This is a genomic window from Henriciella mobilis, from assembly GCF_003576315.1.
Lineage (GTDB): Bacteria > Pseudomonadota > Alphaproteobacteria > Caulobacterales > Hyphomonadaceae > Henriciella > Henriciella mobilis.
In genome coordinates this window covers 351,328-373,519 of sequence record NZ_QWFZ01000003.1, presented here as the reverse complement: position 1 = coordinate 373,519, position 22,192 = coordinate 351,328, and the positions used below count along the sequence as shown (strand labels likewise).

At 62.7% G+C, this 22,192-nt stretch carries 21 protein-coding genes; 10 read left to right on the top strand and 11 right to left on the bottom strand.

Annotated features, from left to right (window positions below):
* Positions 1-13 precede the first annotated feature (13 nt).
* Positions 14-1,186, bottom strand: coding sequence for a phosphoserine transaminase (locus tag D1227_RS01880; protein ID WP_119403583.1), 1,173 nt, complete (start codon positions 1,184-1,186; stop codon positions 14-16).
* Between the two features lie 189 nt (positions 1,187-1,375).
* On the opposite strand from D1227_RS01880, the gene D1227_RS01875 reads away from it, so the two are divergent.
* Complete coding sequence (locus D1227_RS01875) at positions 1,376-2,281, top strand: DMT family transporter (RefSeq protein ID WP_119403582.1); 906 nt, start codon at positions 1,376-1,378, stop codon at positions 2,279-2,281.
* Positions 2,282-2,353: 72 nt separating this feature from the next.
* The gene (locus tag D1227_RS01870) at positions 2,354-3,196 is read left to right on the top strand and encodes a TauD/TfdA dioxygenase family protein (RefSeq protein ID WP_119403581.1); all 843 of its coding nucleotides are present in this window, start codon (positions 2,354-2,356) and stop codon (positions 3,194-3,196) included.
* Between the two features lie 64 nt (positions 3,197-3,260).
* Here the strand turns inward: D1227_RS01870 and D1227_RS01865 are convergent, their stop codons facing one another.
* The 4 genes from D1227_RS01865 to ftsH form a co-directional block, all read right to left on the bottom strand.
* Positions 3,261-4,073, bottom strand: coding sequence for a PhzF family phenazine biosynthesis protein (locus D1227_RS01865; RefSeq protein ID WP_119403580.1), 813 nt, complete (start codon positions 4,071-4,073; stop codon positions 3,261-3,263).
* A gap of 139 nt (positions 4,074-4,212) precedes the next feature.
* Positions 4,213-4,878, bottom strand: coding sequence for a peptidoglycan DD-metalloendopeptidase family protein (locus D1227_RS01860; RefSeq protein ID WP_119403579.1), 666 nt, complete (start codon positions 4,876-4,878; stop codon positions 4,213-4,215).
* The gene (gene thiD / locus D1227_RS01855) at positions 4,875-5,702 is read right to left on the bottom strand and encodes a bifunctional hydroxymethylpyrimidine kinase/phosphomethylpyrimidine kinase (RefSeq protein ID WP_119404002.1); all 828 of its coding nucleotides are present in this window, start codon (positions 5,700-5,702) and stop codon (positions 4,875-4,877) included. The genes D1227_RS01860 and thiD overlap by 4 nt, the downstream gene beginning before the upstream one ends.
* Before the next feature lie 69 nt (positions 5,703-5,771).
* Positions 5,772-7,691, bottom strand: coding sequence for an ATP-dependent zinc metalloprotease FtsH (ftsH, locus tag D1227_RS01850; protein WP_119403578.1), 1,920 nt, complete (start codon positions 7,689-7,691; stop codon positions 5,772-5,774).
* A 209-nt stretch (positions 7,692-7,900) separates the two neighbouring features.
* Between ftsH and D1227_RS01845 the strand changes: the two genes are divergently transcribed.
* On the top strand, positions 7,901-9,205 hold the full coding sequence (locus D1227_RS01845; protein ID WP_233349492.1) for a TAXI family TRAP transporter solute-binding subunit: 1,305 nt from the start codon (positions 7,901-7,903) through the stop codon (positions 9,203-9,205).
* 7 nt (positions 9,206-9,212) lie between these two features.
* On the opposite strand, the gene D1227_RS01840 is transcribed toward D1227_RS01845, so the two are convergent.
* Together D1227_RS01840 and rlmN are read right to left on the bottom strand one after the other, a co-directional pair.
* Positions 9,213-9,680 (bottom strand): hypothetical protein, encoded by a 468-nt coding sequence (locus tag D1227_RS01840; protein ID WP_147373250.1) that lies wholly within the window; start codon positions 9,678-9,680, stop codon positions 9,213-9,215.
* Positions 9,681-9,811: 131 nt separating this feature from the next.
* Positions 9,812-10,969, bottom strand: a complete 1,158-nt coding sequence (gene rlmN, locus D1227_RS01835) for a dual-specificity RNA methyltransferase RlmN (protein WP_119403575.1) — start codon at positions 10,967-10,969, stop codon at positions 9,812-9,814.
* A gap of 106 nt (positions 10,970-11,075) precedes the next feature.
* Here rlmN and D1227_RS01830 point away from each other — a divergent pair, with 106 nt between their 5' ends.
* The gene (locus D1227_RS01830) at positions 11,076-12,896 is read left to right on the top strand and encodes a flavin-containing monooxygenase (protein WP_119403574.1); all 1,821 of its coding nucleotides are present in this window, start codon (positions 11,076-11,078) and stop codon (positions 12,894-12,896) included.
* On the opposite strand, the gene D1227_RS01825 is transcribed toward D1227_RS01830, so the two are convergent.
* Positions 12,893-13,393 (bottom strand): invasion associated locus B family protein, encoded by a 501-nt coding sequence (locus D1227_RS01825; RefSeq protein WP_233349493.1) that lies wholly within the window; start codon positions 13,391-13,393, stop codon positions 12,893-12,895. The two genes, D1227_RS01830 and D1227_RS01825, sit on opposite strands and share 4 nt — an antisense overlap.
* A 236-nt stretch (positions 13,394-13,629) precedes the next feature.
* Between D1227_RS01825 and D1227_RS01820 the strand changes: the two genes are divergently transcribed.
* Both D1227_RS01820 and D1227_RS01815 read left to right on the top strand, forming a co-directional pair.
* Complete coding sequence (locus tag D1227_RS01820) at positions 13,630-14,148, top strand: sigma-70 family RNA polymerase sigma factor (protein ID WP_119375498.1); 519 nt, start codon at positions 13,630-13,632, stop codon at positions 14,146-14,148.
* Between the two features lie 102 nt (positions 14,149-14,250).
* A complete protein-coding gene (locus D1227_RS01815; protein WP_119375497.1) occupies positions 14,251-14,922 on the top strand; it encodes a ChrR family anti-sigma-E factor in 672 nt (223 codons plus the stop codon).
* Between the two features lie 7 nt (positions 14,923-14,929).
* Here D1227_RS01815 and D1227_RS01810 read toward each other — a convergent pair whose 3' ends face one another.
* The gene (locus tag D1227_RS01810; RefSeq protein ID WP_119403573.1) at positions 14,930-15,277 is read right to left on the bottom strand and encodes a DUF2794 domain-containing protein; all 348 of its coding nucleotides are present in this window, start codon (positions 15,275-15,277) and stop codon (positions 14,930-14,932) included.
* Positions 15,278-15,634: 357 nt separating this feature from the next.
* Between D1227_RS01810 and D1227_RS01805 the strand changes: the two genes are divergently transcribed.
* The 4 genes from D1227_RS01805 to D1227_RS01790 are packed head-to-tail and all read left to right on the top strand — an operon-like array spanning position 15,635 to position 20,065.
* Positions 15,635-16,363: an ABC transporter ATP-binding protein gene (locus D1227_RS01805; protein ID WP_119403572.1), complete on the top strand. Its 729-nt coding sequence runs from the start codon at positions 15,635-15,637 to the stop codon at positions 16,361-16,363.
* Positions 16,360-17,124: an ABC transporter permease subunit gene (locus tag D1227_RS01800; protein ID WP_119375494.1), complete on the top strand. Its 765-nt coding sequence runs from the start codon at positions 16,360-16,362 to the stop codon at positions 17,122-17,124. The genes D1227_RS01805 and D1227_RS01800 overlap by 4 nt, the downstream gene beginning before the upstream one ends.
* Positions 17,121-19,010 carry a Gldg family protein gene (locus D1227_RS01795; protein WP_119403571.1) on the top strand — a complete coding sequence of 630 codons (1,890 nt, stop codon included), beginning with the start codon at positions 17,121-17,123 and terminating at the stop codon, positions 19,008-19,010. Before D1227_RS01800 ends, D1227_RS01795 begins: the two co-directional genes overlap by 4 nt.
* Positions 19,007-20,065 carry a DUF4340 domain-containing protein gene (locus D1227_RS01790; protein WP_119403570.1) on the top strand — a complete coding sequence of 353 codons (1,059 nt, stop codon included), beginning with the start codon at positions 19,007-19,009 and terminating at the stop codon, positions 20,063-20,065. Before D1227_RS01795 ends, D1227_RS01790 begins: the two co-directional genes overlap by 4 nt.
* Here D1227_RS01790 and D1227_RS01785 read toward each other — a convergent pair whose 3' ends face one another.
* Both D1227_RS01785 and D1227_RS01780 read right to left on the bottom strand, forming a co-directional pair.
* Positions 20,066-20,896, bottom strand: coding sequence for a glycosyltransferase family 2 protein (locus D1227_RS01785; protein WP_119403569.1), 831 nt, complete (start codon positions 20,894-20,896; stop codon positions 20,066-20,068).
* The gene (locus D1227_RS01780; RefSeq protein ID WP_119403568.1) at positions 20,893-22,164 is read right to left on the bottom strand and encodes an O-antigen ligase family protein; all 1,272 of its coding nucleotides are present in this window, start codon (positions 22,162-22,164) and stop codon (positions 20,893-20,895) included. The genes D1227_RS01785 and D1227_RS01780 overlap by 4 nt, the downstream gene beginning before the upstream one ends.
* Positions 22,165-22,192: the final 28 nt, after the last annotated feature.

Sequence of the window (22,192 nt, the reverse complement as noted above, 5' to 3'; positions counted from 1 at the left end):
GGATGACGAGTAATCAGGCGTCCTGGAGTTCGGTCGCGGCTGTGGCGAAGGCCCAGTCGAGCCAGGGCAGGAGCTTCTCGACATCCGACGGCTCGACCGTCGAACCAACCCATATCCGCAGGCCTGGAGGCGCATCGCGGTAGGAGTTGAAATCGTAGGCGACGCCTTCCTTTTCCAGCATGGTCACCAGCTTCTTCACGAAGGCTTCCTGGGCATCATTGTCGAGCTTGGCCACGCGCGGATCGGCGATCCTGAACGTCACACCCGTATTGGAGCGCGTCACGGGATCAGCGCAGAGGAAGTCGATCCAGTCGGTCTTCGCGACCCAGTCTTCCAGGATCCTGAGGCTCTTGTCGGACCGTGCCTTGAGACCGGCCGGTCCGCCTTCGCTTTCGGCCCAGTCGAGGGCTTTGAGATAATCCTCGACGCAGAGCATGGACGGGGTGTTGATGGTGGCGCCTTCGAACAGGGATTCGTTCAGCTTGCCGCCCTTGGTCATGCGGAAGAGTTTCGGCAGCGGCCGGTCAGGCGTGAAGCTTTCAAGCCGCTTCACGGCGTTGGGCGACAGGATCAGCATGCCATGCGCCGCTTCCCCGCCGAGCACTTTCTGCCAGCTATAGGTAATGACATCGAGTTTCTCGAACGGGATGTCCTGCGCGAAGACGGCGGAGGTCGCATCACAGATCACGACGCGGTCCGGGTTCGGCTTGATCCAGCTATGATCGTCGACGCGCACGCCTGAGGTCGTGCCATTCCAGGTGAAGACGATATCGGCATCGTCGCGCGCCTTCTCGAAGGGCGGTAGCACGCCATAGTCCCCGACATAGACTTCGCAATTGTCGAGCTTGAGCTGCTTTTGCGCGTCCGTCACCCAGTCCTTGCCGAAGCTTTCCCAGGCAAAGATGTCGACCGGCTTCGCGCCGAGCATCGACCACATGCACATCTCGACAGCGCCGGTGTCAGACGCAGGCACGATGGCAACGCGATAGTCGTCGGGCAGCTTCAGGATCGCCTTGGTGCGGTCGATCGCTTCTTTCAGCTTCGCCTTCGCATCCTTGGCGCGGTGCGAGCGGCCGAAAGCGGTTGTCTCAAGTTGTGAGAGTGAAAATCCGGGGCGTTTGGCAGTCGGCCCGGAAGAGAAATGCGGGCATGCTGGACGCACGTCCGGCTTAGCGGGAATCGTCATCTGTTTTACTCCTATCCTTACAGATAGGCTGGCCCTCGTTGGGGAGGGCTGGCCCGCGGCCCGTATGCCAGATTTCAGGGGCGTGTGATAGGGGTAATTTCCGGACAGGCGGATGCGCCTGCGGCCTTGCCGCCTGCGTCTGCCGGTGCAATTGCAGGAGCGGAGATATTCGAGGACCGCCCCAGCCTGATGAACACCCAACGCTCACCTGCTGAATGGGCCCTGTTCCTCCTGCTCTCTTCCTGCTGGGCTGGCGCGTTCGCCATGACCAAGGTGGCTGTCGAGGACCTTCCGGTGAGTGTGATCATTCCGGGGCGGCTCGGTTGTGGCGCCGCTGTGCTATGGATTGCCATGCTGGCACGCGGAGAGCGCCTGCCGCCATTCTCGAACCGGCCCGCCTGGCTTTCGATCATCGGACTTGGCACGATCGGGACGGCGATGCCCTTCTACCTGATCACAATGGGGCAGACGACCATCGACTCTTCCCTTGCGGCCCTGCTGATTTCCGCCGCGCCGCTTTTCACCGCGATACTCGCCCACCTCTACTTCCGCGATGAGCAGCTCACCGGGTTCAAGGTGATCGGCCTGCTGGCCGGTTTCGCGGGTGTGGTGCTCCTGATCGGACCGGATGCGCTCAAGGGGCTCGGCAATGCCGATCTTGTTGCCCAGCTGCTCGTGCTTGGCGGCGCTCTCTGCTACTCGATCAACGGGATCATTGCCCGGCAGGCGCCGCGCCTTGCGCCGACTGTCATGCCGGTCGGATTTGTAACGGTTGCTGCGCTCTGTTCGGTGCCCATGCTGTTCTGGACGGACTGGTCGACGGTGACACTAACCCCTGAAAGCGCGGCGGCCGTGATCGGGCTCGGCGCCGTCTCGACCGGACTTGCCGGCATCATCCTCATCTTCCTGGTCAGCCGGACGAGCGCGACCTTCATTGCGCTGACAGGCTATGTCATTCCGATCCTATCGGCGATTATCGGCTTCTTCGCCTTTCAGGAGGTGCAAAGCTGGAGCGCGCTCGGCGCCTTTGTCCTGATCCTGTCAGGCGTCTGGTTCTCTCAGCGCCAGCGACGCCGCGCGCCGCGACAGGCCTGAGGATTGCGTCCGCCACCGGCTCGGCTAGGATCGGAAAACATCTGGCAGCAAGACCAGACCGGGAGGACAAACATGACCAGCGCCATTCAGGTAAAACCCATTTCAGGTGCGCTCGGCGCAGAGATCGAGGGGGTGGACCTTGCCAGTGACCTCTCGAATGAGGCCTTCGACCAGGTTCATCAGGCCTTCCTGGACCACCATGTCATCTTCTTCCGGGGTCAGCATGGCCTGACGCCGGAAAAGCACAAGGCGTTCGGCCGCCGCTTCGGGACGCTCAACGTGCACCCCTATGTGAAGGGCATGGAAGGCCATCCGGAGATCCTGGAGATCATCAAGGCGCCGGAAGAGAAGACCAATTTCGGCGGCGGCTGGCATACGGACATGTCCTTCCTGGAGGAGCCGGCCCTCGGCTCGATCCTGCACGCCATCGAAGTCCCGCCCTATGGCGGTGATACGCTCTGGGCAAACCAGCACCTGGCCTATGAGGCGCTTTCAGACGGTCTGAAGGAGACGCTGGAAGGGCTGACGGCCATCCATTCGGCCAAGGGTGAATACGGCCCGAAAGGACAGTCGGCGCTCAATCGCCAGTCCATGGAGGCGACAGCGGCCCCGGATGCCCCCGAATTCGAGCATCCCGTCGTGCGCACCCATCCGGAAACTGGCCGCAAGGGGCTCTATGTCAATCCGGCCTTTACGCTCCGCTTCAAGGGCTGGAGCCGGAGGGAGAGCCGCCCGCTGCTGAACTATCTGTTCGAGCATTCAAGGCAGGAGCCGTTCACATGCCGCTTTCGCTGGGAGGCTGGCTCGGTCGCCTTCTGGGACAATCGCAGCACCTGGCACTTTGCGCTGAACGACTATCACGGCCACCGCCGGCACATGCGGCGCGTGACCGTGAATGGAGACAAGCCTTTCTGAGCTTGCTTCCGTCTCGGCGCTCGCGCGCCTGATATGACGCGGGCTCAGGACTGCGTGTTCTGAGCTAGAGCGAGAATTTGCCTTCAATGACGGTCACAGCGTCCCCGCGCAGCTTCACGCGGTCGCCAACCAGCTCGACACCGATTTTGGCGCCGCGGCCGGGATAGGCCTGATAGCAGTCGAAGGCGCGCTTCAGGCGTGGCCCCATGATGGCTGCGACCATGCAATGCCAGCTGCCGGTGGCCGGGTCTTCCGGGATGCCGCTCGCCGGCGCGAAGAAGCGGCTCGTCACATCGACACCGTCACCGCCAGCCGCGAGCACGCCGAGATTGCCGCGATTGACATCCTTCATCACGCCGAGCTTTCCGATGAGGTCGATATCGGCCTGCATGCTCACGATGTCTTCGGGATCAGCGAAGACCGCTGCGTAAAATGGCCCGCCCCAGGCTTCGAGGGGCCACGCGCCAAGCGCGGCGGCGACATCTTCGGTCACGTCCATCTTGCGGATCTCTGGCGCCGGAAAATCCATCTCGTAACGGCCATCAGGCGTGCGCTTTACGGTGAGCCGGCCGGATTGGCGGGTATCGAATGCGACCTCCTCGCCATCATATCCAAGATGCGAGAACAGAGCGTGCGCCGATGCCAGCGTGGCGTGCCCGCAAAGCGGTACCTCGACGGTTGGCGTGAACCAGCGCAGGTCCCAGACGCCCTCGCCCGTCTGTACGATAAAGGCCGTCTCCGCGACATTGTTTTCAGCCGCAATGGCCTGCAGCGTCTCGTCTGGCAGGAAGCTGTCCATCGGCATGATGCAGGCCTGGTTGCCCTCGAAGGTGCGGCTAGCAAAAGCGTCAATTTGGTAAAAGGGCAGGCTGGTCATTGCGGGTCCCCTTGAACAGGAAGACGCGTACATAGTTCCAGAGAGGGGCCTGCACAAACCAGACTTTCTAAGCCATGGTTTAGTCGGCCTGCTCAGGCGAGCGAAAGGAAAGCCTCATCGCGGAACGGGTCGCCCGGCTTCAGATCAGTCCCAGCAGTGGTCTCGGATCCGGGCAAAGCGTTAGCCAGTCCGACTGCTCGCTGCGCCTGCAGACGCCCGGAAAATCGCCGGATTGACCGCGCAGGTCGAGCATCAGCTGGACATGCAGGTGCGGTGCCCAGCCGCCATTCACGGACGGGTCGCCGAGACGGGCGAGTTCGCTTCCGGCTGCGATGTCCTGGCGAGTCGCAAGGCCGTCGAGGCTTTCGGCGCTGAGGTGGCCGTAGAGCGACCAGATTGTCAGGCCGGGGGCGAGGGCGTGCTCAAGGATGATGGTCGGGCCATAATCCTTGGCATTGTCATTCACCTGAAAGCTGTGAACCTTGCCGGCAAGCGGGGCGTAAACAGCGCGTCCTGCCGGGGCAAAGATGTCGAGCCCAAGATGGATCGTGCGCGGCTCCTCGCCAGCAGGATTGAAGATCGGCGTGTCATAGATCGCCCGGTCCTCGCCATAGCCGCCTATGTGGAGATGGCCGTCTTCGGGGACCCAGTCGACAGGCAGGTCACTCCAGCCGCGCGCTCTCAGGCCGGCTTTGTCCAGCGGCAGGTGGAGGGCGTCGCCTATCCCCGCCATGATGTCCGCCGGCCTCTCGTCTCGCGCAGCGAGCCAGTCATCATAACGCTTGCGGGTTTCCGCGAGGCTCATCGCTCCACATCCGTTTGGAGCGTCCAGCCATGGTCGACCGGGCCATGGCCGCTGCCGAAGCCCTTCGCATGCTGGATGGCGCCATGAAGATAGTCGCGAGCCGTCTCGACAGCTGCGTCGATCGGCTGACCCTGGGCTATCAGGGACGCGATCGCGCTCGCCAGCGTGCAGCCCGTACCATGGGTCGATGTAGTCACGATGCGCTCGCTCTCCAGGAGCCACTCGCCATGCTCGGTCTGCAGGACATCCGTGATGACGCGGCCCGGAATGTGCCCGCCCTTGACGAGGACACCTTTTGCGCCGCGATTGAGCAGGGCTTCGGCCGCCCGCCGCTGGCCATTCACCCCATCGACGGATTTTCCGCTCAGCACTTCAGCCTCCGGGGCATTCGGCGTGAGAAGGGCGGTGCCGGGCATAAGCACGGACATCAGCGCCTCGACCGCGCGCTCGTCAATCAGCCGGTCGCCGGACGTTGCGACCATGACCGGGTCGACGATGCGCGGAACATCAGGTGCGCGCTCATCCAGCGTTTCGGCCACAAGCTCGACCAGGTCCGCCGTCCCGAGCATACCCGTCTTGATGGCGTCAGCCCCAATATCGTTCAGACAGACGGCCATCTGGCCGCGCACCGTGTTGAGTGGCACGGGATGGACATCATGGACGCCCGTCGTGTCCTGGACCGTGATCGCCGTAATGGCGGTCATGGCATAGCCGCCCGTTGCCATGATGGCCTTGATATCGGCCTGTATGCCAGCGCCGCCGCCGGAATCGGATCCTGCGACTACGAGAACGCGGCCGTTCGGGTCAGGTCTTTTCTCGGTCATGTCCTGCATGCTCCAAAGAAAAAGGGCGCGGCCATTCCGGCAGCGCCCTCTCATTGATGGGTTCGATGATCAGGCCGGGCTCGGTTCGCCGTCCGGCTCCCCGCCGCCAAAGCCCTTCCGGCGCTTGCCGGTGACCGGCACGGCGGAGGTCGGCCCCTGCGGCTCGTCCGGTTCTTCCGGGCGGTGCGGCGGCTTGCCGTTGAGCAGGTCCTTGATCTCTTCGCCAGACAGCGTCTCGTATTCGAGCAGCCCTTCGGCGACCGCGCTCCACTGATCGCGATACTTGGTCATGATCTCGCGGGCATCGTCCATGCCTTTCTGGACGAGTTTGCGGACCTCTTCCTCGATCTTCTTGGAGGTGTCCTCGGAGACATGGGACTTGTTCATCAGCTGCTGGCCGAGGAACACGTCGCCCTGGTCATCGGCATAATCGACCGGACCGATCTCGGAGGAGAGGCCCCAGCGCGTGACCATGGCACGGGCGAGCTTGGTCGCCTGCTGGATGTCCGAGGCTGCACCGGCGGTAACATTCTCCATGCCGAACTTTTCTTCCTCGGCGACGCGCCCGCCCATCATGATGGCAAGCCGTGACGTCATTTCGATCTTCGACATCGACATCTTGTCGTCTTCGGGCAGCTGCATGACCATGCCGAGGGCACGGCCGCGCGGAATGATGGTCGCCTTGTGGACCGGGTCGGCCGCCGGGACCTTGAGCGCCACGATGGCGTGGCCGGCCTCGTGCCAGGCGGTCAGTTCGCGTTCCTTGTCGGACATCACCATGGAGCGCTTTTCCGGCCCCATCAGCACCTTGTCCTTGGCATCCTCGAACTCGGCCATGGCCACGACGCGCTTGCCGCGCCGAGCTGCCAGAAGGGCGGCTTCGTTGACGAGGTTGGCGAGATCGGCGCCCGAGAAGCCGGGCGTACCGCGCGCGATGACTTTGGGATTCACATCCTTGGCCAGCGGCACGTTGCGCATATGCACTTTCAGGATGCGCTCGCGGCCAAGAATGTCCGGATTGTTCACCGTGACCTGACGGTCGAAGCGGCCGGGGCGCAGCAGGGCCGGGTCCAGAACGTCGGGGCGGTTGGTCGCGGCAATGATGATGATGCCATCATTGGCCTCGAACCCGTCCATCTCGACGAGCAGCTGGTTCAGCGTCTGCTCGCGCTCGTCATTGCCGCCGCCGAGGCCGGCGCCGCGCGAACGGCCGACAGCGTCGATTTCGTCAATGAAGATGATGCAGGGTGCATTGCGCTTGGCCTGCTCGAACATGTCGCGGACACGGCTTGCACCGACGCCGACGAACATCTCGACAAAGTCGGAACCGGAAATCGTGAAGAAGGGCACGCCGGCTTCGCCTGCCACCGCGCGGGCGAGCAGCGTCTTACCGGTGCCCGGAGGGCCAACCAGAAGCGCGCCTTTCGGGATCTTGCCGCCAAGGCGCTGGAAGCGGGCAGGGTCACGCAGGAACTCGACGACTTCCTGCAGCTCTTCCTTGGCTTCGTCCACTCCTGCGACGTCATCAAACGTCACGCGGCCGGATTTCTCGGTCAGCATGCGGGCGCGCGACTTACCGAAGCTCATCGCGCCGCGTCCACCGCCGCCGCCCTGCATCTGACGCATCAGGAACAGGAAGAGGCCGAGGATCAGCACCAGCGGCAGCAGATTGAGGAGCAGGCCGCTCAGGCTGAAGCCGGTATCGGCATCCTCGGTGACCTCTACGCCGAGGTCCGTCAGCTTGTTCGACGCTTCGAAATTGCTCGGCAGCTTTTCAGCATAAACCGTACTGCCGCCCTGAGTGATAGCCGTGATGCGGTCATTGGTAACCGTGGCTTCCGCAATCTGGCCTTCCTTGGCCATTTGCATGATCTCGGAAATCGGAACCTTTTCCGAACCGGCGGCGACTGAGGTACCCTGCATGGCGATCATCATGGCCACGACGAGGGCGGCGATGAGTCCCCAGACAGCGAGATTGCGCATATTCATTATCTAATCCGTCGATCCTGGTGTGTCTTTCAGAACACTAACATAGGCGAGGCATGACAAGAAAACGACTCAAATTGCGGTCATTTGCCTGCATTTGCTTCAGCGTGCCGCAGGCGAAGGCGCCATGGAGGCATTCGGGACACTCGACGAACCCGCAAGCGCCGCGCTAGGGTTGCGGTCTAGGTGGGCCCTTGCGCATGGACAAGAAGATGAAAGACGCTCTGAAGGTTTATGCGCCGCTCGCGCTGGTGCTGATCGCGAGCATCTGGCTGGCGTTGTCCCTGATCGACCCCGCGCCGCCGAAAAAGGTCACGTTCGCGTCCGGCGGATCGGGCGGGGCCTATTACTCGCTGGCCCAGCAATACAAGGCCGCCCTTGCCGAAAACGGCGTTGAAGTGGACGTGCTGGAAACGCGCGGATCGATCGAAAATCTCGACCTGCTGATGACCGGCAAGGCAGACATCGCCTTCATCCAGGGCGGGCTGGCCGGGCCTGAAAACCGCGAAGCGCTGCGCTCGCTGGCCGGCATGTTCCACGAGCCCTTCTGGGTGTTCGTGCGCGAGGGTGTCCCGGCCGATGATTTCGGCGATCTCAGGACGGTCCGTTTCGCCATTGGCGGCGAAGGGTCAGGCACACGCGCATTGGCAGTCGACCTGCAGGAAACATGGGGCGGCGACTGGACGCCGTCTTCGAGGAGTACGCCCAGCGGGCTGGCTGCGGCCAGTGCACTCAAGGCGGGCGACCTCGATGCCGCGGCTTTCTCCGCTTCCATCGATGCGCCCTATATCGCCGACCTTCTGGAAACGCCTGGCATCCGGCTGCTGCCATTCGACCGGGCACCGGCTCTGGCGCGTCGGACTTCAGCCCTCGATGAAGTGACGCTCTATCGCGGCATTCTCGACCTGGAGCGTGACGTGCCCTCCGCAGACATTCCGCTGATCGCATCAGTGGCCCAGCTTGCTGTGAACAAGGACCTGCATCCGGCGATCCAGTCGCTGCTGCTCGAGGCGTCGGAAGACATCCATTCGGGCAATTCTGCCTTTGCGCCCGCCGGGGCCTTTCCGGACAAGTCCCTCATCGACATGCCGCTGTCCGGTGAGGCCGAACGCTACTGGAAGAACGGGCCGTCCTTCCTGCGCAATTATTTCTCGTTCCATCTCGCCAACTTCCTGGAGCGGGCCTGGGTCTTCCTGATCCCCCTGATCACGCTGATGATCCCGCTGGTCCGGGTCGCGCCGCCGATCTACCGCTGGCAGGTGCGCCGGAAGATCTACATCTGGTACAAGGATCTGCGCGAACTTGAAGCGCGCGGCCGGGCGGCGACCACCAATGACGAACGCGACCAGGTCCTCGGTGAGGTCTCAGAACTCCAGAAGGAAGTGGGGGAACTGGACGTTCCGCTTTCCTATACCGAGGAAGTCTACCACCTGCGCAGCCATATCGCCTTTGTGAGAAATCTCGTTCAGGGCTTGTACGCGCGCGATGCAGGCGCGGCCGAGCACCAGACCGCCTGACCCGTCATCAGGCGGATTTGTTGTAGGCCGCGAAAGAGGCCGGTCCCTGTCCAGCCACGCTGCCGAGCTGAGAATAGGCACGCTCAACGAGGCCGGGGCCGTCTTCGGCGCCCTCCAGCAAGTGGGCCATGCTCGAGGGTTTTGCATTCAGCGTGATCAGGGCGCTGGCGAGGGAGGCACTCATGCGCGGCATGTCCAGGCGTTCGTTGCTACTGGCCCGGACCAGTGCCGATTGCGTGTCCTCGTCGAGGACCTGCTCAATGGTCTCGTCAGCCGGGCTATCCTCCCGGGCCGGAGTGACCATGATTGTCCATTTCCGCGCATTGTCGACCAGAGCAGGCGGCGGTCCAGCCGAGATGGGCTGGGGGTCTTTCGCGGCGGTGTCCTGTGTACGGGATGCATCGGCCTTTGGCCCCTGCGCAGCGGTGAGCGACGCCTGCATCGGACGCGTCTGCAAAAGAGAAAGAATTGACACCTGTGCCCCCACAAACCTTGAATAGCGGGCTTATCGCAGGCTTCTCTCTATGAATCGCGAAAGCGGATCGAAGGTTTTCATGGAGTCTTGCGGGTCCGGGTAAATCCCGGATTCACCATAAGCAGCAGGGATCAGGAATCGGCGGCCAGCGCTTCGCGGCGTTTCTCCGCCGCAGACTTCTTGACGCTTTCCGATCTGAGCTGTCCGCAGGCGGCAAAAATGTCTCGGCCGCGCGGCGTGCGGATCGGCGATGCATAGCCAGCCCGGTTCACGATTTCTGCGAAATTCTCGATCGTCTCCCAGTCCGAGCACTCGTAGGGAGAGCCCGGCCAGGGGTTGAACGGGATCAGGTTGATCTTCGCGGGCACGCCCTTGAGCAGCTTCACCAGGTCGCGCGCTTCGGCCGGCGAGTCGTTGATGCCCTTCAGCATGACGTATTCGAACGTAACCCGCTTGGAGTTGCCAAGATCGGGATAGGCGCGGATCGCCTCGAACAGCGTCTTCAGATCATACTTCCTGTTGATCGGCACGATTTCGTTGCGCAGGTCGTCGCGCACCGCGTGTAGTGAAATGGCCAGCATGGCGCCGGTGCGTTCGCCAAGCTCGGGAATCTTCGGGGCGACCCCCGCGGTCGAGACCGTAATCCGCCGGCGGCCAAGTGCGATGCCGTCGCCATCCGATATCGTGTCGATGGCCTCTGCGACATTGTCGAGATTATAGAGCGGCTCGCCCATGCCCATGAAGACAATGTTGGTGAGCTTGCGGTTCTCGGTCGAGCTCGGCCACTCCTGCAATTCATCGCGCGCAATCAGCACCTGGCTGACGATTTCCTGCGCGGTCAGATTGCGTACCAGCTTCTGCGTGCCGGTGTGGCAGAAGGTGCAGTTCAACGTGCAGCCGACCTGGCTTGAAACGCAGAGCGCGCCGGAACGGCCGACATCCGGGATGTAGACGCTTTCGCCCTCGACGCCCGGCTGGAAGCGGGTCAGCCACTTCTGGGTGCCGTCGACCGAGACCTTGTGCTCGGCGATTTCAGGGCGCGTCAGGACATACTTTTCCGCCAGTTCCGCGCGAAGCTCCTTGGCGATATCGGTCATGCCGGAAAAGTCCTGCACGCCGAAATGATGGATCCAGCGCCGCAGCTGCTTGGCCCGCATGCCGGCCTTTTTCGGATCCAGGCCCAAGCCTTCCATCTCCGCTTTCAGGGCAGGCAGCGACAGGCCTGCGAGGTTCGCAGGCGCAGAAGGACTTGCCTTGACGCGGCGTGAAAGGTCCAGATCATGTTTCATTGCGCTGCACATAGCATGTCCTTGCCGGAAATCTAAGAATTAGACGGCACTGCCACTGCAGCGAACAGATAAGAGGCCGCAAGGGCCCTCGACGGGAGGAAATACAATGGCTGACGGCAATGCTGGCCGTCTGGACTTCGATCCGGACACACTGCGTGAAAAATACAGGGCAGAACGCGACAAGCGGCTGCGCGCCGATGGCAATGAGCAATATGTCGAGATCCGCGAAGAATATGCGGGCTATATCGAGGACCCCTACATCGATGAAGAGATCGACCGCGCGCCGCTGAGCGACGAGGTGGACATCATCGTGATCGGCGGCGGATTTGGCGGGCTCCTGTCGGGCGCGCGGCTGCGCGAAGCAGGGATCAAGCACATGCGCATGATCGAGAAGGGCGGCGACTTCGGCGGGACCTGGTACTGGAACCGCTATCCTGGCGCCGCTTGCGATATCGAGAGTTACATCTACCTCCCGCTGCTCGAAGAGACGGGCTTCATGCCGGCGCAGAAATACACTCCGGCGCGCGAGATTCTCGGCCACAGCGCGCGCATCGCTGAGCATTATGATCTCTATGACGATGTCCTGTTCCAGACGGAAGTTACGCGTATGGACTGGGATGAGGCCGCAAAGCGCTGGACCGTTTCGACCAATCGCGGCGACGCAATGAAGGCGCGTTTCGTGATCATGTCGAATGGCCCGCTGCACCGCCCGAAGCTGCCTGGCATCCCCGGCATTCAGGACTTCAAGGGCCACACCTTCCATACCAGCCGCTGGGACTATGACTATACCGGCGGCGGGCCTGACGGCGGCCTCGACGGGCTGAAGGACAAGCGGGTCGGCATCATCGGCACGGGGGCGACGGCCGTTCAGTGCGTGCCGCATCTCGGTGAGGGCGCCAAGGAGCTCTTTGTCTTTCAGAGAACGCCAAGCTCGATTGATGTGCGCGACAACAAGCCGACCGATCCGGACTGGGCACGCTCGCTGGAGCCGGGCTGGCAGAAGAAGCGGATGGACAATTTCAATATCCTCGTCTCCGGCGGCTATCAGGCCGAGGACCTGGTGCAGGATGGCTGGACCGACATCATCCGCAATCTGCTTTTCATTGCGGCCGACCAGAACGGCGAGGAGATGTCACCCGAGAAGCTTCAGGAGATCGCGGAACTCGCGGACTTCAAGAAGATGGAATCGATCCGCGCGCGGGTCGACGAAGTGATCGCTGACCGGGAGGCCGCCGAGGCGCTGAAGCCCTGGTATCGGCAGTTCTGCAAGCGCCCATGCTTCCATGACGATTACCTTGCCACATTCAATCGCGACAATGTCACCCTCGTCGACACGAATGGACAGGGCGTCGACCGCATCACCGAGAAAGGTGTCGTCGTCGATGGCAAGGAATATGAGCTCGACTGCCTGATCTACGCGACAGGCTTCGAGGTTGGCACCTCCTATACACGCCGTTCAGGCTACGAATTGTACGGGCGGGGCGGAAAAGCCCTGTCGGACGCATGGGAAGATGGTGTCGAGAGCCTGCACGGCATATTCGTCCGCGATTTCCCCAACGTCTTCGTGATGGGCGGGGCCCAGGCGGCGTTTACGGCGAACTATCCTCACCAGCTCGACGAACAGGCTGTACACCTCTCTTATATCCTGTCGCGGGCACTGGATGAGGGTATCGTCCAGATCGAACCAACGCCGCAAGCCCAGTCCAAATGGGTCGAGACGATCATCGACAAGGCACAGATGCGCGAGCAATTCCTCGCTGAATGCACGCCTGGCTATTACAATAATGAAGGCCAGATCGCCGCGCGCGCCCGCCAGAATTCCTTCTATGGCGGCGGGTCGATGGAGTATTTCTCCATCCTCAAGGCCTGGCGAGAGGACGGCTCCTTGCCCGGGCTGGAAATCGTGCGGGAGTCTGTCGGCGCCTAACGGCAGAGCGCCGAGGCCTTGTCGATCGCGTTGGCCGATCCTGACAGGGAGAAATGGTAGGAAACCTTGGTGTCGCGTGCGGACACGGCCTCGACGCGCAGCTCGCTGCCGCGCCGCAGGGCCGAGACGAGACGTGGATCGTCCTGGTCTTCGGCAAAGGCTTCCTGACCGACGCCGTACAACGTCCAGCCGGACCGCCCGACCGAGGCGCGGGCTGGCAGGTCGGCGCGCAGCTCGTATCCGACTTTCAGGCTCGGCTGGCTGCGTGCCTTTCCGGACTTCCAATTCGACACAAAGAACCACACATCTCCGTGATCAGCCGCTTTGGGCGCCTTGTCGGTTGCTTCTGTCGCCGCATAACAAAGGGTCTCGCCGTTCACAGTTTCCGTGAACACCGTCCAGTCGTCATAGCGGCCAATCGCCGTAGGCGCTGCGGCTGCGGTCAGTGCAACGGTTCCGGAGAGAAGGAAGAGGCTGGTAAGTGTGCTGCGGATCATGGGGGCTGATTTGGGTTCGAACATCCAGGAGGGATTTAACGGGTCGAAACTGCCGGAAAGTTAAGGCTGAATTTTGGCAGAACGCATGACGTGTGGTGAAAAGCATTTTTGCCCCAAAAGGTTGCGTACTGCCCCCAGAATGTGATGTATAGTGTTGATCGGAAGCGCGTGGACGGGTCTTGACCTTAGCGAGAATTGATAGCGCCAGTAGCGACCGTGCGATCCATACAGCTTGCATGCGAAGGATCGCCGAGGAACAGTGCCGGACATCGTTCGGGCGGCTGTTCGAATACTATGCGCCCCGACTCAAGAGTTATCTCAAGCGCATGGGCGCTGAAGACGCCGGGGCAGAAGAAGTCGTTCAGGACGTGATGCTGACGGTCTGGCGCAAGGCCGGCCAGTTCGATGAAAGCCAGGCATCGGTTTCGACCTGGATATTCCGGATCGCCCGTAACCGGCAGATCGACCTGTTCCGCAAATCCGCCAAGCCTGAACTTTCGCCCGACGAACCCATGCTGCAGCCAGCCGGGGAGGCCGCCCCGGAAGAATCGCTGAACCGGTCCCAGATCGAAGCGTCCGTGCGCGAGCAGCTGGCAACGCTGCCAGATGAGCAACTCGATCTCCTCAAGGCGGCGTTCTATGACGGCCTCTCGCATTCGGAGATAGCCGAAGCGTTCGACCTGCCCTTAGGTACGGTCAAGTCCCGTATCCGTCTTGCCTTCAACAAATTGCGCGGCCGGCTGAACGCCGAATAAGCTGAAGAGTGTGATAAGTGGGGGCGTCCAGCCTTGACGAAAACGCGATCTCGGCAATATCGGCTATATAGCCTTTCGTCAGACTGTCAGTGAGCCCGTAAAGTGTCATCCGCAGAACCGCCATATGTATCTGAACTCTATAGCGCCTATGCCGCAGGCCGCTTGAGCCCGGCCTTTGCGCTCATGGTCGAGACGCAGGCGGCGATCCGCGCAGACATCCGCCGCGACCTCGACCTGTCAGAGGCGATTGCCGGAGCGATGCTGGAAGACGAAGAGCCGACCGTGATGTCGCCCAATGCCTTCGAATCAGCGCTGCGCGCGATTGATGCAATTGATGATGGCAAGGACCGCACCGTGCGCGCGGCCAAAAGCGCCGGCGCGGGGCTGCAGGAGCTGCTGAACCTGCCGGAGCCATTGCGCGAAAAGGCGCTCGAGGCCTGCGAGGCGCAAGGGTGGCAACGCCTGACGGGCGGTGTCCAGCGGCTGGACTTGGGAAGCAACCCGTCGGTGCACGCTCATCTCTATCGGCTCGACCCTGGCGCCTCCGTGCCACGCCACTCGCACCATGGTGATGAGTTCAGCCTCGTCCTGCATGGTGGATTCAGCGATGACGGCGCAAGCTACGGCCCCGGTGACATTGCAAGGCAGACCCCGGCTGATACCCACCAGCCTGTGGCCGACGACGACGGTCCATGTCTTGTGCTCGCCGTCAGCGAAGGCGGGCTGAAGTTCACGGGAGTTCTCGGTTTCCTGCAGCGCCTGGCAGGCCGGTAGCGCCGGCTCAGTCTGCCCGTCCGTTGATCACTTCAAAGCGCCGTGTTTCGAAGACGCGAAGGACCTGGCCGAGGTCATGTCCGCGCTTGAGAACCTGGTCCTGGCTTCCATAGACAATGTAAGCGCCCTGCTGGTTGCGCAGCGCCGGGACTTTCTCGATCCGCCAGGTGGGCGCTTCTGCATGCCGGCGGAAAATGGCGAACACGGCGTGATCGGCATGCATGCCAATCGCATAGTCCTTGGCCTGCCCGGACATGACCATTCGACCGTAAACGTCGAGGATTCGGCTCATTTCGGTTCGATGAAAGGCAACCTTGGGTGCTGGACCGGGCTGCAGTCTTGTCACGCTTCCCATAAAGTGAGATTACGCTCCCATTTTCTACCGCCATCTCATCCTGTCGCATTTTTAATGCGAAGAACAGGATTTAGCCGCATTCTCGCCTTGCGAGCGCCGCCGATTACATTCACCTTGCAATAGTCGGGTGTTGGTGTCTAGCAGGCATCCCGGACCCATCAGCCCCCCCAGCCCCCCGGGGAGCTTGTTCAACCAATACCCGACATCCTTCCCTTAAATCGAAGCCGCGTCAGGCTCTCGCAGGTGAAATTCCCTTCACCTTGAGCGCTCTGCCTGCGATTTGCGCAAACAGCCTCTGGCCAGCCTCCTGCGAGACGTTTACTCAGTGGTCCTCTGCGAACGCCAGCGGGTCCCGCCATGCTTGAACTGAAGCATCTCGTGAAGTCTTTCGGCGAACACATCGCTGTCGACAAAGTGGGATTCAGCCTGAACAAGGGCGAAGTGCTCGGGTTCCTCGGTCCGAATGGCGCCGGAAAGTCGACGACCATGCGTATGGTGGCCGGCGTCATAGAGCCCGACCAGGGCGATGTCCTGATTTCCGGACACTCGATCATCACCGCCCCGCGCGAGGCCCAGCGCCGGCTCGGCTTCCTGCCTGAAGGCGCGCCACTCTATCCGGACATGACGCCGGTCGAATTCCTGAATTTCATGGCGACGGCCTATGACCTTGACCGGGCCGAGCGCAAGCGCGCCATCGACCGGGTGATCGCAGATGCGCGAATCGCCAATGTTGCCTCGCGCCGCAACGCGACACTGTCCAAGGGCTATCGACGCCGCGTCGGACTGGCGGGCGCGCTGCTCAACGATCCTGACGTGCTTGTTCTGGACGAGCCGACAGACGGTCTCGATCCGGTCCAGAAGCGGGCCGTTCGGGCGCTGATTGCCCGCATGGCGCCCGAAAAGGCGATCCTGATTTCCACGCATACGCTGGAAGAGGTTCCGGCCATGTGCAACCGCGCCATTATTATCGACCGGGGCAAGATTGTTGCGGATGGCACGCCGGAAAGCCTGGCCAGCCAGTCGCCGGGCGGCCTTGAGGAAACCTTCATTACCTTGGCGGGCACGGCGGAGGCCGATGCTGCATGAGCCAGTGGTTCAAGGACACGCTGACCGGTGCACACGCAAGCTATGCGCGCGAGTTGCGCGCCTATTTCGCAACGCCGCTCGCCTATGTGTTCATCGCCATCTTCCTGATGATGCTCGGCTTTTTCACATGGGAGGCCTCGCGATTCTTCGATACCGGCGCAGCTGACCTGGAGCCCTTCTTCTACTGGCATCCCTGGCTGTACATGATCTTCCTGCCGGCACTGTCGATGCGGCTCTGGTCGGACGAAGCGGCCAGTGGCACGTCCGAGCTCCTCATGTCGCTGCCGGTCAGCATTACCGGCCTTGCCATTGGCAAGCTTCTGGCCGCCTGGACGGTCGCGCTTGTCACGCTCCTCCTGACCTTTCCGATGTGGCTGACCGTCAATTACCTCGGCGCGCCGGACAATACGGCCATTTTCCTCTCCTATTTCATGAGCCTCATCATGGCCGGCGCCTATCTGGCGATCGGCGCGGCTGTGTCCTCGCTGGTGTCCAGCCAGGTCCTCGCCTATGTCGTCGGCGTCGTCGCTGCCTTCATCTTCACGGCGGCCGGATGGCCGATGGTACTCGGCGCTGTGTCCAATGCGCTGGGGACCGGCATCGGCGAAGTTGTCGCGACCTTCTCCTTCCTTACCCATTTCGAGACGGCCGAGCGCGGCGTCCTGGAACTGCGGTCGTTGCTCTACTTCATCGGCGTTATCGCGCTCTGGATTGCGCTTAACGTCTTGTGGGTCAGCCAGCGGCGGAGCGGAGCGCGATGAGTTCCCGGACCTATCTCGCCGCCGCAACGGCCCTGATCGCGGTGATCTTCGTCGCTGCGACACTGATCGTGCAGCCGCTGCTCAGGACCGCGCGCATCGACTTCACGGAGAACAGCCTGTTCACCCTGTCGAAGGGCACAAAGTCGGTTCTCACCGAGCTTGAGGAACCGGTGGACCTTACCTTTGTCTACACGCGCCGCGTCGGCCAGGAGTTCCCGGCCGTTCGGGCCTATGCGACCCGCGTGCGCGAGCTGCTGGATGCCTACAAGGCCGTCGCCGGGCCGGACCTGCGTATCCGCGAGATCGACCCCGAGCCCTTCTCCGAAGCCGAGGACGAGGCTCTGGCGGCGGGCATCACGGCGGTGAATTCCGACAGTGGCGACCCGCTCTATTTCGGCCTCATCGGTCAGAACACGGTCGATGACCAGCGTGTCATCCCGTTCCTCGCGCCCGAGCAGGAAGAAACGCTCGAATATGACCTGACGCGCATGATCGCCCGGCTCAACCGGCCCGAGCCGCCCAAGGTCGGCGTCCTGTCGACCCTTCAGGGCATGAGCGGCACGGGCGACACGGGCGGCTATACTTTCCTGCAGGAACTGGCCAAGGGCTATGAGCTTGAGCCGATAGACGAGGACTTCTTCTCCCTTCCGGAGGACATGGATGTGCTGATGATGGTGCATCCGCCCGAGATGAATGACTGGCAGCTGTGGCTGGTCGACCAGTTCATCCTCCGAAAGGGCCGGGCCATCATTCTCGTGGACGCGGCCGCGAAGACCTCGCGCGGAAGCGACCTTGCCAGCATGGCCGGCCGGCAGGTCCGCTCCGACCTTGGCCCGTTTGGCGATGTCTGGGGCCTGCACCTCTCCGAGGAAGCGCTTGCCGATACTGAAAGCGCGCTGCCTATCCAGGCGCCCGCCGGCGAGGGGCGGACCAATGTCATCCGGCACCCGCTCTACCTGTCTGCAACGCCCTCGCTCATGCCGACGCGCAGCCTGATCACGGCAGACCTGTCGCGGTCTGTGAATTTCGGCGCGCCGGGCGGCCTGCTGCTTGATGCGGAGTCGCCGATCGACAAGGAGGTGCTCATCCAGACAGGGCCGGCGCCATCCTGGATCCCCGCCGATGAAGCCGTAACCGACCTGTCTGCGCCGGAGACCCTGCAGCTCTATTCGCCGCTCGGTGAGGCGGTGCCGCTGGCTGTGCGTGTCCACGGTGCCCTTGTCTCTGTCTTTGCGGATGGGCGTCCCGAGCCGGACATGCCTGACGACCCGGTGCTCGCGGAACTTGCGCGCGCGGCAGCGGAAGAGGCACTGCCGCACGTTTCCAGCAGCGAGCGCGACGCTGAAATCCTGGTCGTCTCCGATGCCGACATGGTGGATGACGGCCTGTATGTTAATCTCAGTTCGGCGACGGCGTTCGCTGACAATGGTGCCTTCCTGATGAACGCGCTGGATGTGCTGTCGGGCGATGCGGGCCTGCTCAGCCTTCGTGCGCGGGCATCGTCGCGCCGGCCGATGACACGGGTCGAGGCCATGCGGGACGATGCCCAGGAGCGCTTTTTCGATGAACAGGCGCGGCTCGAAGACAAGCTGGTCGAGTCGCAGAGCCGTCTGGAGCAGCTTCAGCAGCGGGGAACTTCAGATGGCTTTTTCAGCGGCGATATCGAAGCCACACTGACCGAGGATGAGCGCCTCGAACTGGCCCGCCTGCGCCAGGACATTATCGACACGCGCTCTCGACTTCGGGCCATCGAGCGTGATTTCCGCCGCGAGATTGACGGGCTCGAAGGCTGGCTGAAATTCATCAACATCTTTGGCGGGCCGATCCTTGTCGCGTTGCTTGCTGGCCTTGTCTGGTGGCGCCGCAGGCAGAGGGGGATCGCATGAGCGCAACCCTCGACACACGCAGACGCAGGACGATTGAGGTCCTCTCCATCATCGCGGCCGGACTGTGGATTTTCCTGCTCTTGATGAGCCTGTTTGCGCCGTCCGAGAATGATACCAGCCCGCGCACCGGAGAGCCGGTGTTGAAGAATTTCTCCGCCGTGCGCAGCGATACAGGCGCGATCCGTTTCACGATGGACGAGCTGAGCTACACGCTGGAACAGCGGAACGGGCAGTGGGTGATGGCCGAGACGGGAGGCTATCCGGTGCGCGAGGACCGGCTGACCACGCTGGCTGAAGGCCTCGAAACGATGACATGGGGGGAACGGCGCACCTCCGATCCCGACCGGTTTGGCCGCATCGGGCTCGGCGACCCGCGTGACGGCGGCAATGGCGTCCTGATCGAGGTGTTTGCCACCAACGGATCGAAAACGGCAGAGATCATAACCGGCCGGCGAAACGAGTTTCTCTATGCGCGCGAACCGGGTGAGAACGTGTCGTTCCGCGTCGAGGGAGACCTGCCGCCGCTCTATACGCGCGAGGCCTGGCTGGACCTGGATATCATCGATATCGACCCGTCGGCCATCTCGGCTGTCCGGCTCACGGATTCGACGCGCACCAGCCTCTATCTCACCCGGTCGCCCGGTAGCGGCGCGCGGAGTTTCTCGCCAGCGCCGCCTTACCAGAATGACCGGCTGCGCAGCCGCCTTGCCGCTTCGACGCCAGCGCTTGCCATATCCAGGCTGACGCCGATTGACGTGAAGCCCGCGAGTGAACTGACGAGCCGGCCGGTCGCGCGCCACATTACCGAGACCCATGACGGGCTCGAGATCGACCTGCGCGCCTGGCGCGAACCGGATGGCTTCTGGGTGACGCTGAGGGCGGTTGAGGCAGGCGAGGGCGCCCGCCGGGCCCAGACCATCAATGACCGGGCCGAGGGCTGGGCCTTCAAGCTGACCGAATATGACTGGCGTGAATTCACGCCGCTTGTCTCGTCAATCGTCCGGCGTGCTGATCCCGACGCACAAGCCCCGGGCGAGAACAATTTCCAGCCCTGATCAGTCCCGCGCGACCGCGGGCAGCAGCCATTTCAGCAAGGGCGTGAGGGCGAACCGCGCCGTCCAGCGCGACAGCGGGCCGCCAGAGAATTTCCGGAAATAGTAGCCGAGGCTTTCAGCCTTGTGCCGCGCGACCAGTTTTGAGGAAACGTCCGAGGTGCTGCCATAGTGAAGCGCGCCGGCATCCGGGCAGTAGATCACATCGCCGCCGGCCTCTCTTGCCCGTCTGCAAAGGTCGACATCCTCGACATGCAGGAAGTAAGCTTCATCGAAGCCGCCCAGCTGGCGGAAGCTCTCAGTGTCGGTCAGAAGAAAGGCGCCAGACACAGCGCCAACCGGCACGGGGCCGTCGGGCGCAGGCGACTTGTTCAGGTTCCACGTATCGAACCCGGCCGCGCTGGACAGCGCCCGCCACATCGTCAATTCACGCCGCCGGGCGCCGCGGCCTTCCTGGCCATCGAGGCCAAAGATCTTGCCACCGGCGATCCAGGGACGCTGCAGCGGGCCGGCTGCCGCGATCATGGCCGCGACGGCGTCACGCTTGATCACCGCGTCCGGATTGACCAGGAGGAGGAAGCCCGCCGGCGCCTCCTCGCAGGCGAGGTTCACACCCTTTCCGAAGCCGAGATTCGCCCCCGGATCGATCAGTGTGACCCGGTCCTGCCGGGCCGTGAAATCCTGAAGCCACTGAGACATGCCGGGCGGGTTGCCATTGTCGACAATCCGGATCGCCGAAACGTCTGGGCAGCCGATCAGGGCGTAGAGGCATTCGCGTAGCCTCGGGCCGGTATGATAGGAGACGACGATGGCAGTGACAGATGGCAGGCTCATGCTTGCGGCTTCTGGCGGTAAAGCAGGACAATCGCAGCTGCGACAAGGACGACGGTTGCCCAGAAGGCTTCATTCCAGAGGCTGTAGGACAGGCTGAACAGGGAAAAACTCGCCCCGATCAGGCCGGCGGCCGCAATCGTGACAGGCATGCCGAGGCTGGACGGCGGCGGCAGGGCGAGCGCCAGCAGGAGCAGGACCGTACACGCCAGGATCACGCCGACCAGGCCCGTTTCGGCCCAGAGCTGCAGGCCCATATTATGCGGGTGGCCCGGCAGGATGCGGTACTTCTCCCAGGGGATGTCGGTCAGGTCGGTGCTCTGGCGCATCAGCGCAAGCAGTTCCGGCTCGTCAGCAAAGGTTTCGCGCCATTCCTTGGATGCCTCGATCCCGTGGCCGACAAACGGTCGCTCATGCACCTTCTTTGCAGCCAGCGACCAGGCGAAGATGCGCGACTTGGTCGAGGATGGCAGCGGCAATTCGTTACGGACCGCAACCGGGGCTGCAGCCGGCAGGATGACCGGGGCAGCAATGATGGCCGCGCCGACGACCCCCAGCAGAATTCGCAGCCCGTTCTGCCGGAACAGAAACACCGTCCCGATGGCCAGCAGGACGAGGATGGACCCGAGCAGGGCGACGTCAGATCTCACAAGCAGGAAGGTCATGACGCCCAGCAGGAAGGCTGAGCCCGATGCGAGGAACCGCCATGGACTGGGCAGCATCCAGGCCGCCCCGATCAGGACGGGAACGGCAAGCGAAAAGGCGTTCGTGCTGCGCAGGATATTCTGCGGTGCTTCGCGGACCGGGTCGCTGAAGGGGGCATACAGGCCAAGTGCCGTATCGGGGAAAATTCCCATCAGCAGCATGCTGATCCCGTGCAGGGTGATGACCAGCAGGATGACGCCCAGGGCGATCCTGTTCGGCCCGCGTATACGAAGCCCGGCGCCGATGACAAGCAGGCTGGCAAGCGCGGTGAGAACAATGCGCAGGCCGGCTGCATTCACGCCGAAATTGCCCTCGGCAAGGTCGCCCGAAACGATGGCGTCGGACTCCGCTGACCAAAGGGTGGAAATCGCGGCCCAGACGACAAGCGCGAGAATAGCGGCTGAAAGCCAGCCGAAGCTGCGGTAACGAACGAAGAAGATGGCAGGAATGGCCGTTAGGGCCAGCAGGGCAGAATAGCCGCCCGCCCCGAACAGCGCGACCGGAATCCAGAGCAGGAAAGCCGCGGCCAGCACGATTGCATAGCTGAAGCCGCGGCTTTCACTCATTCGGTGTCTTTCCGTACGCTATTCGTCC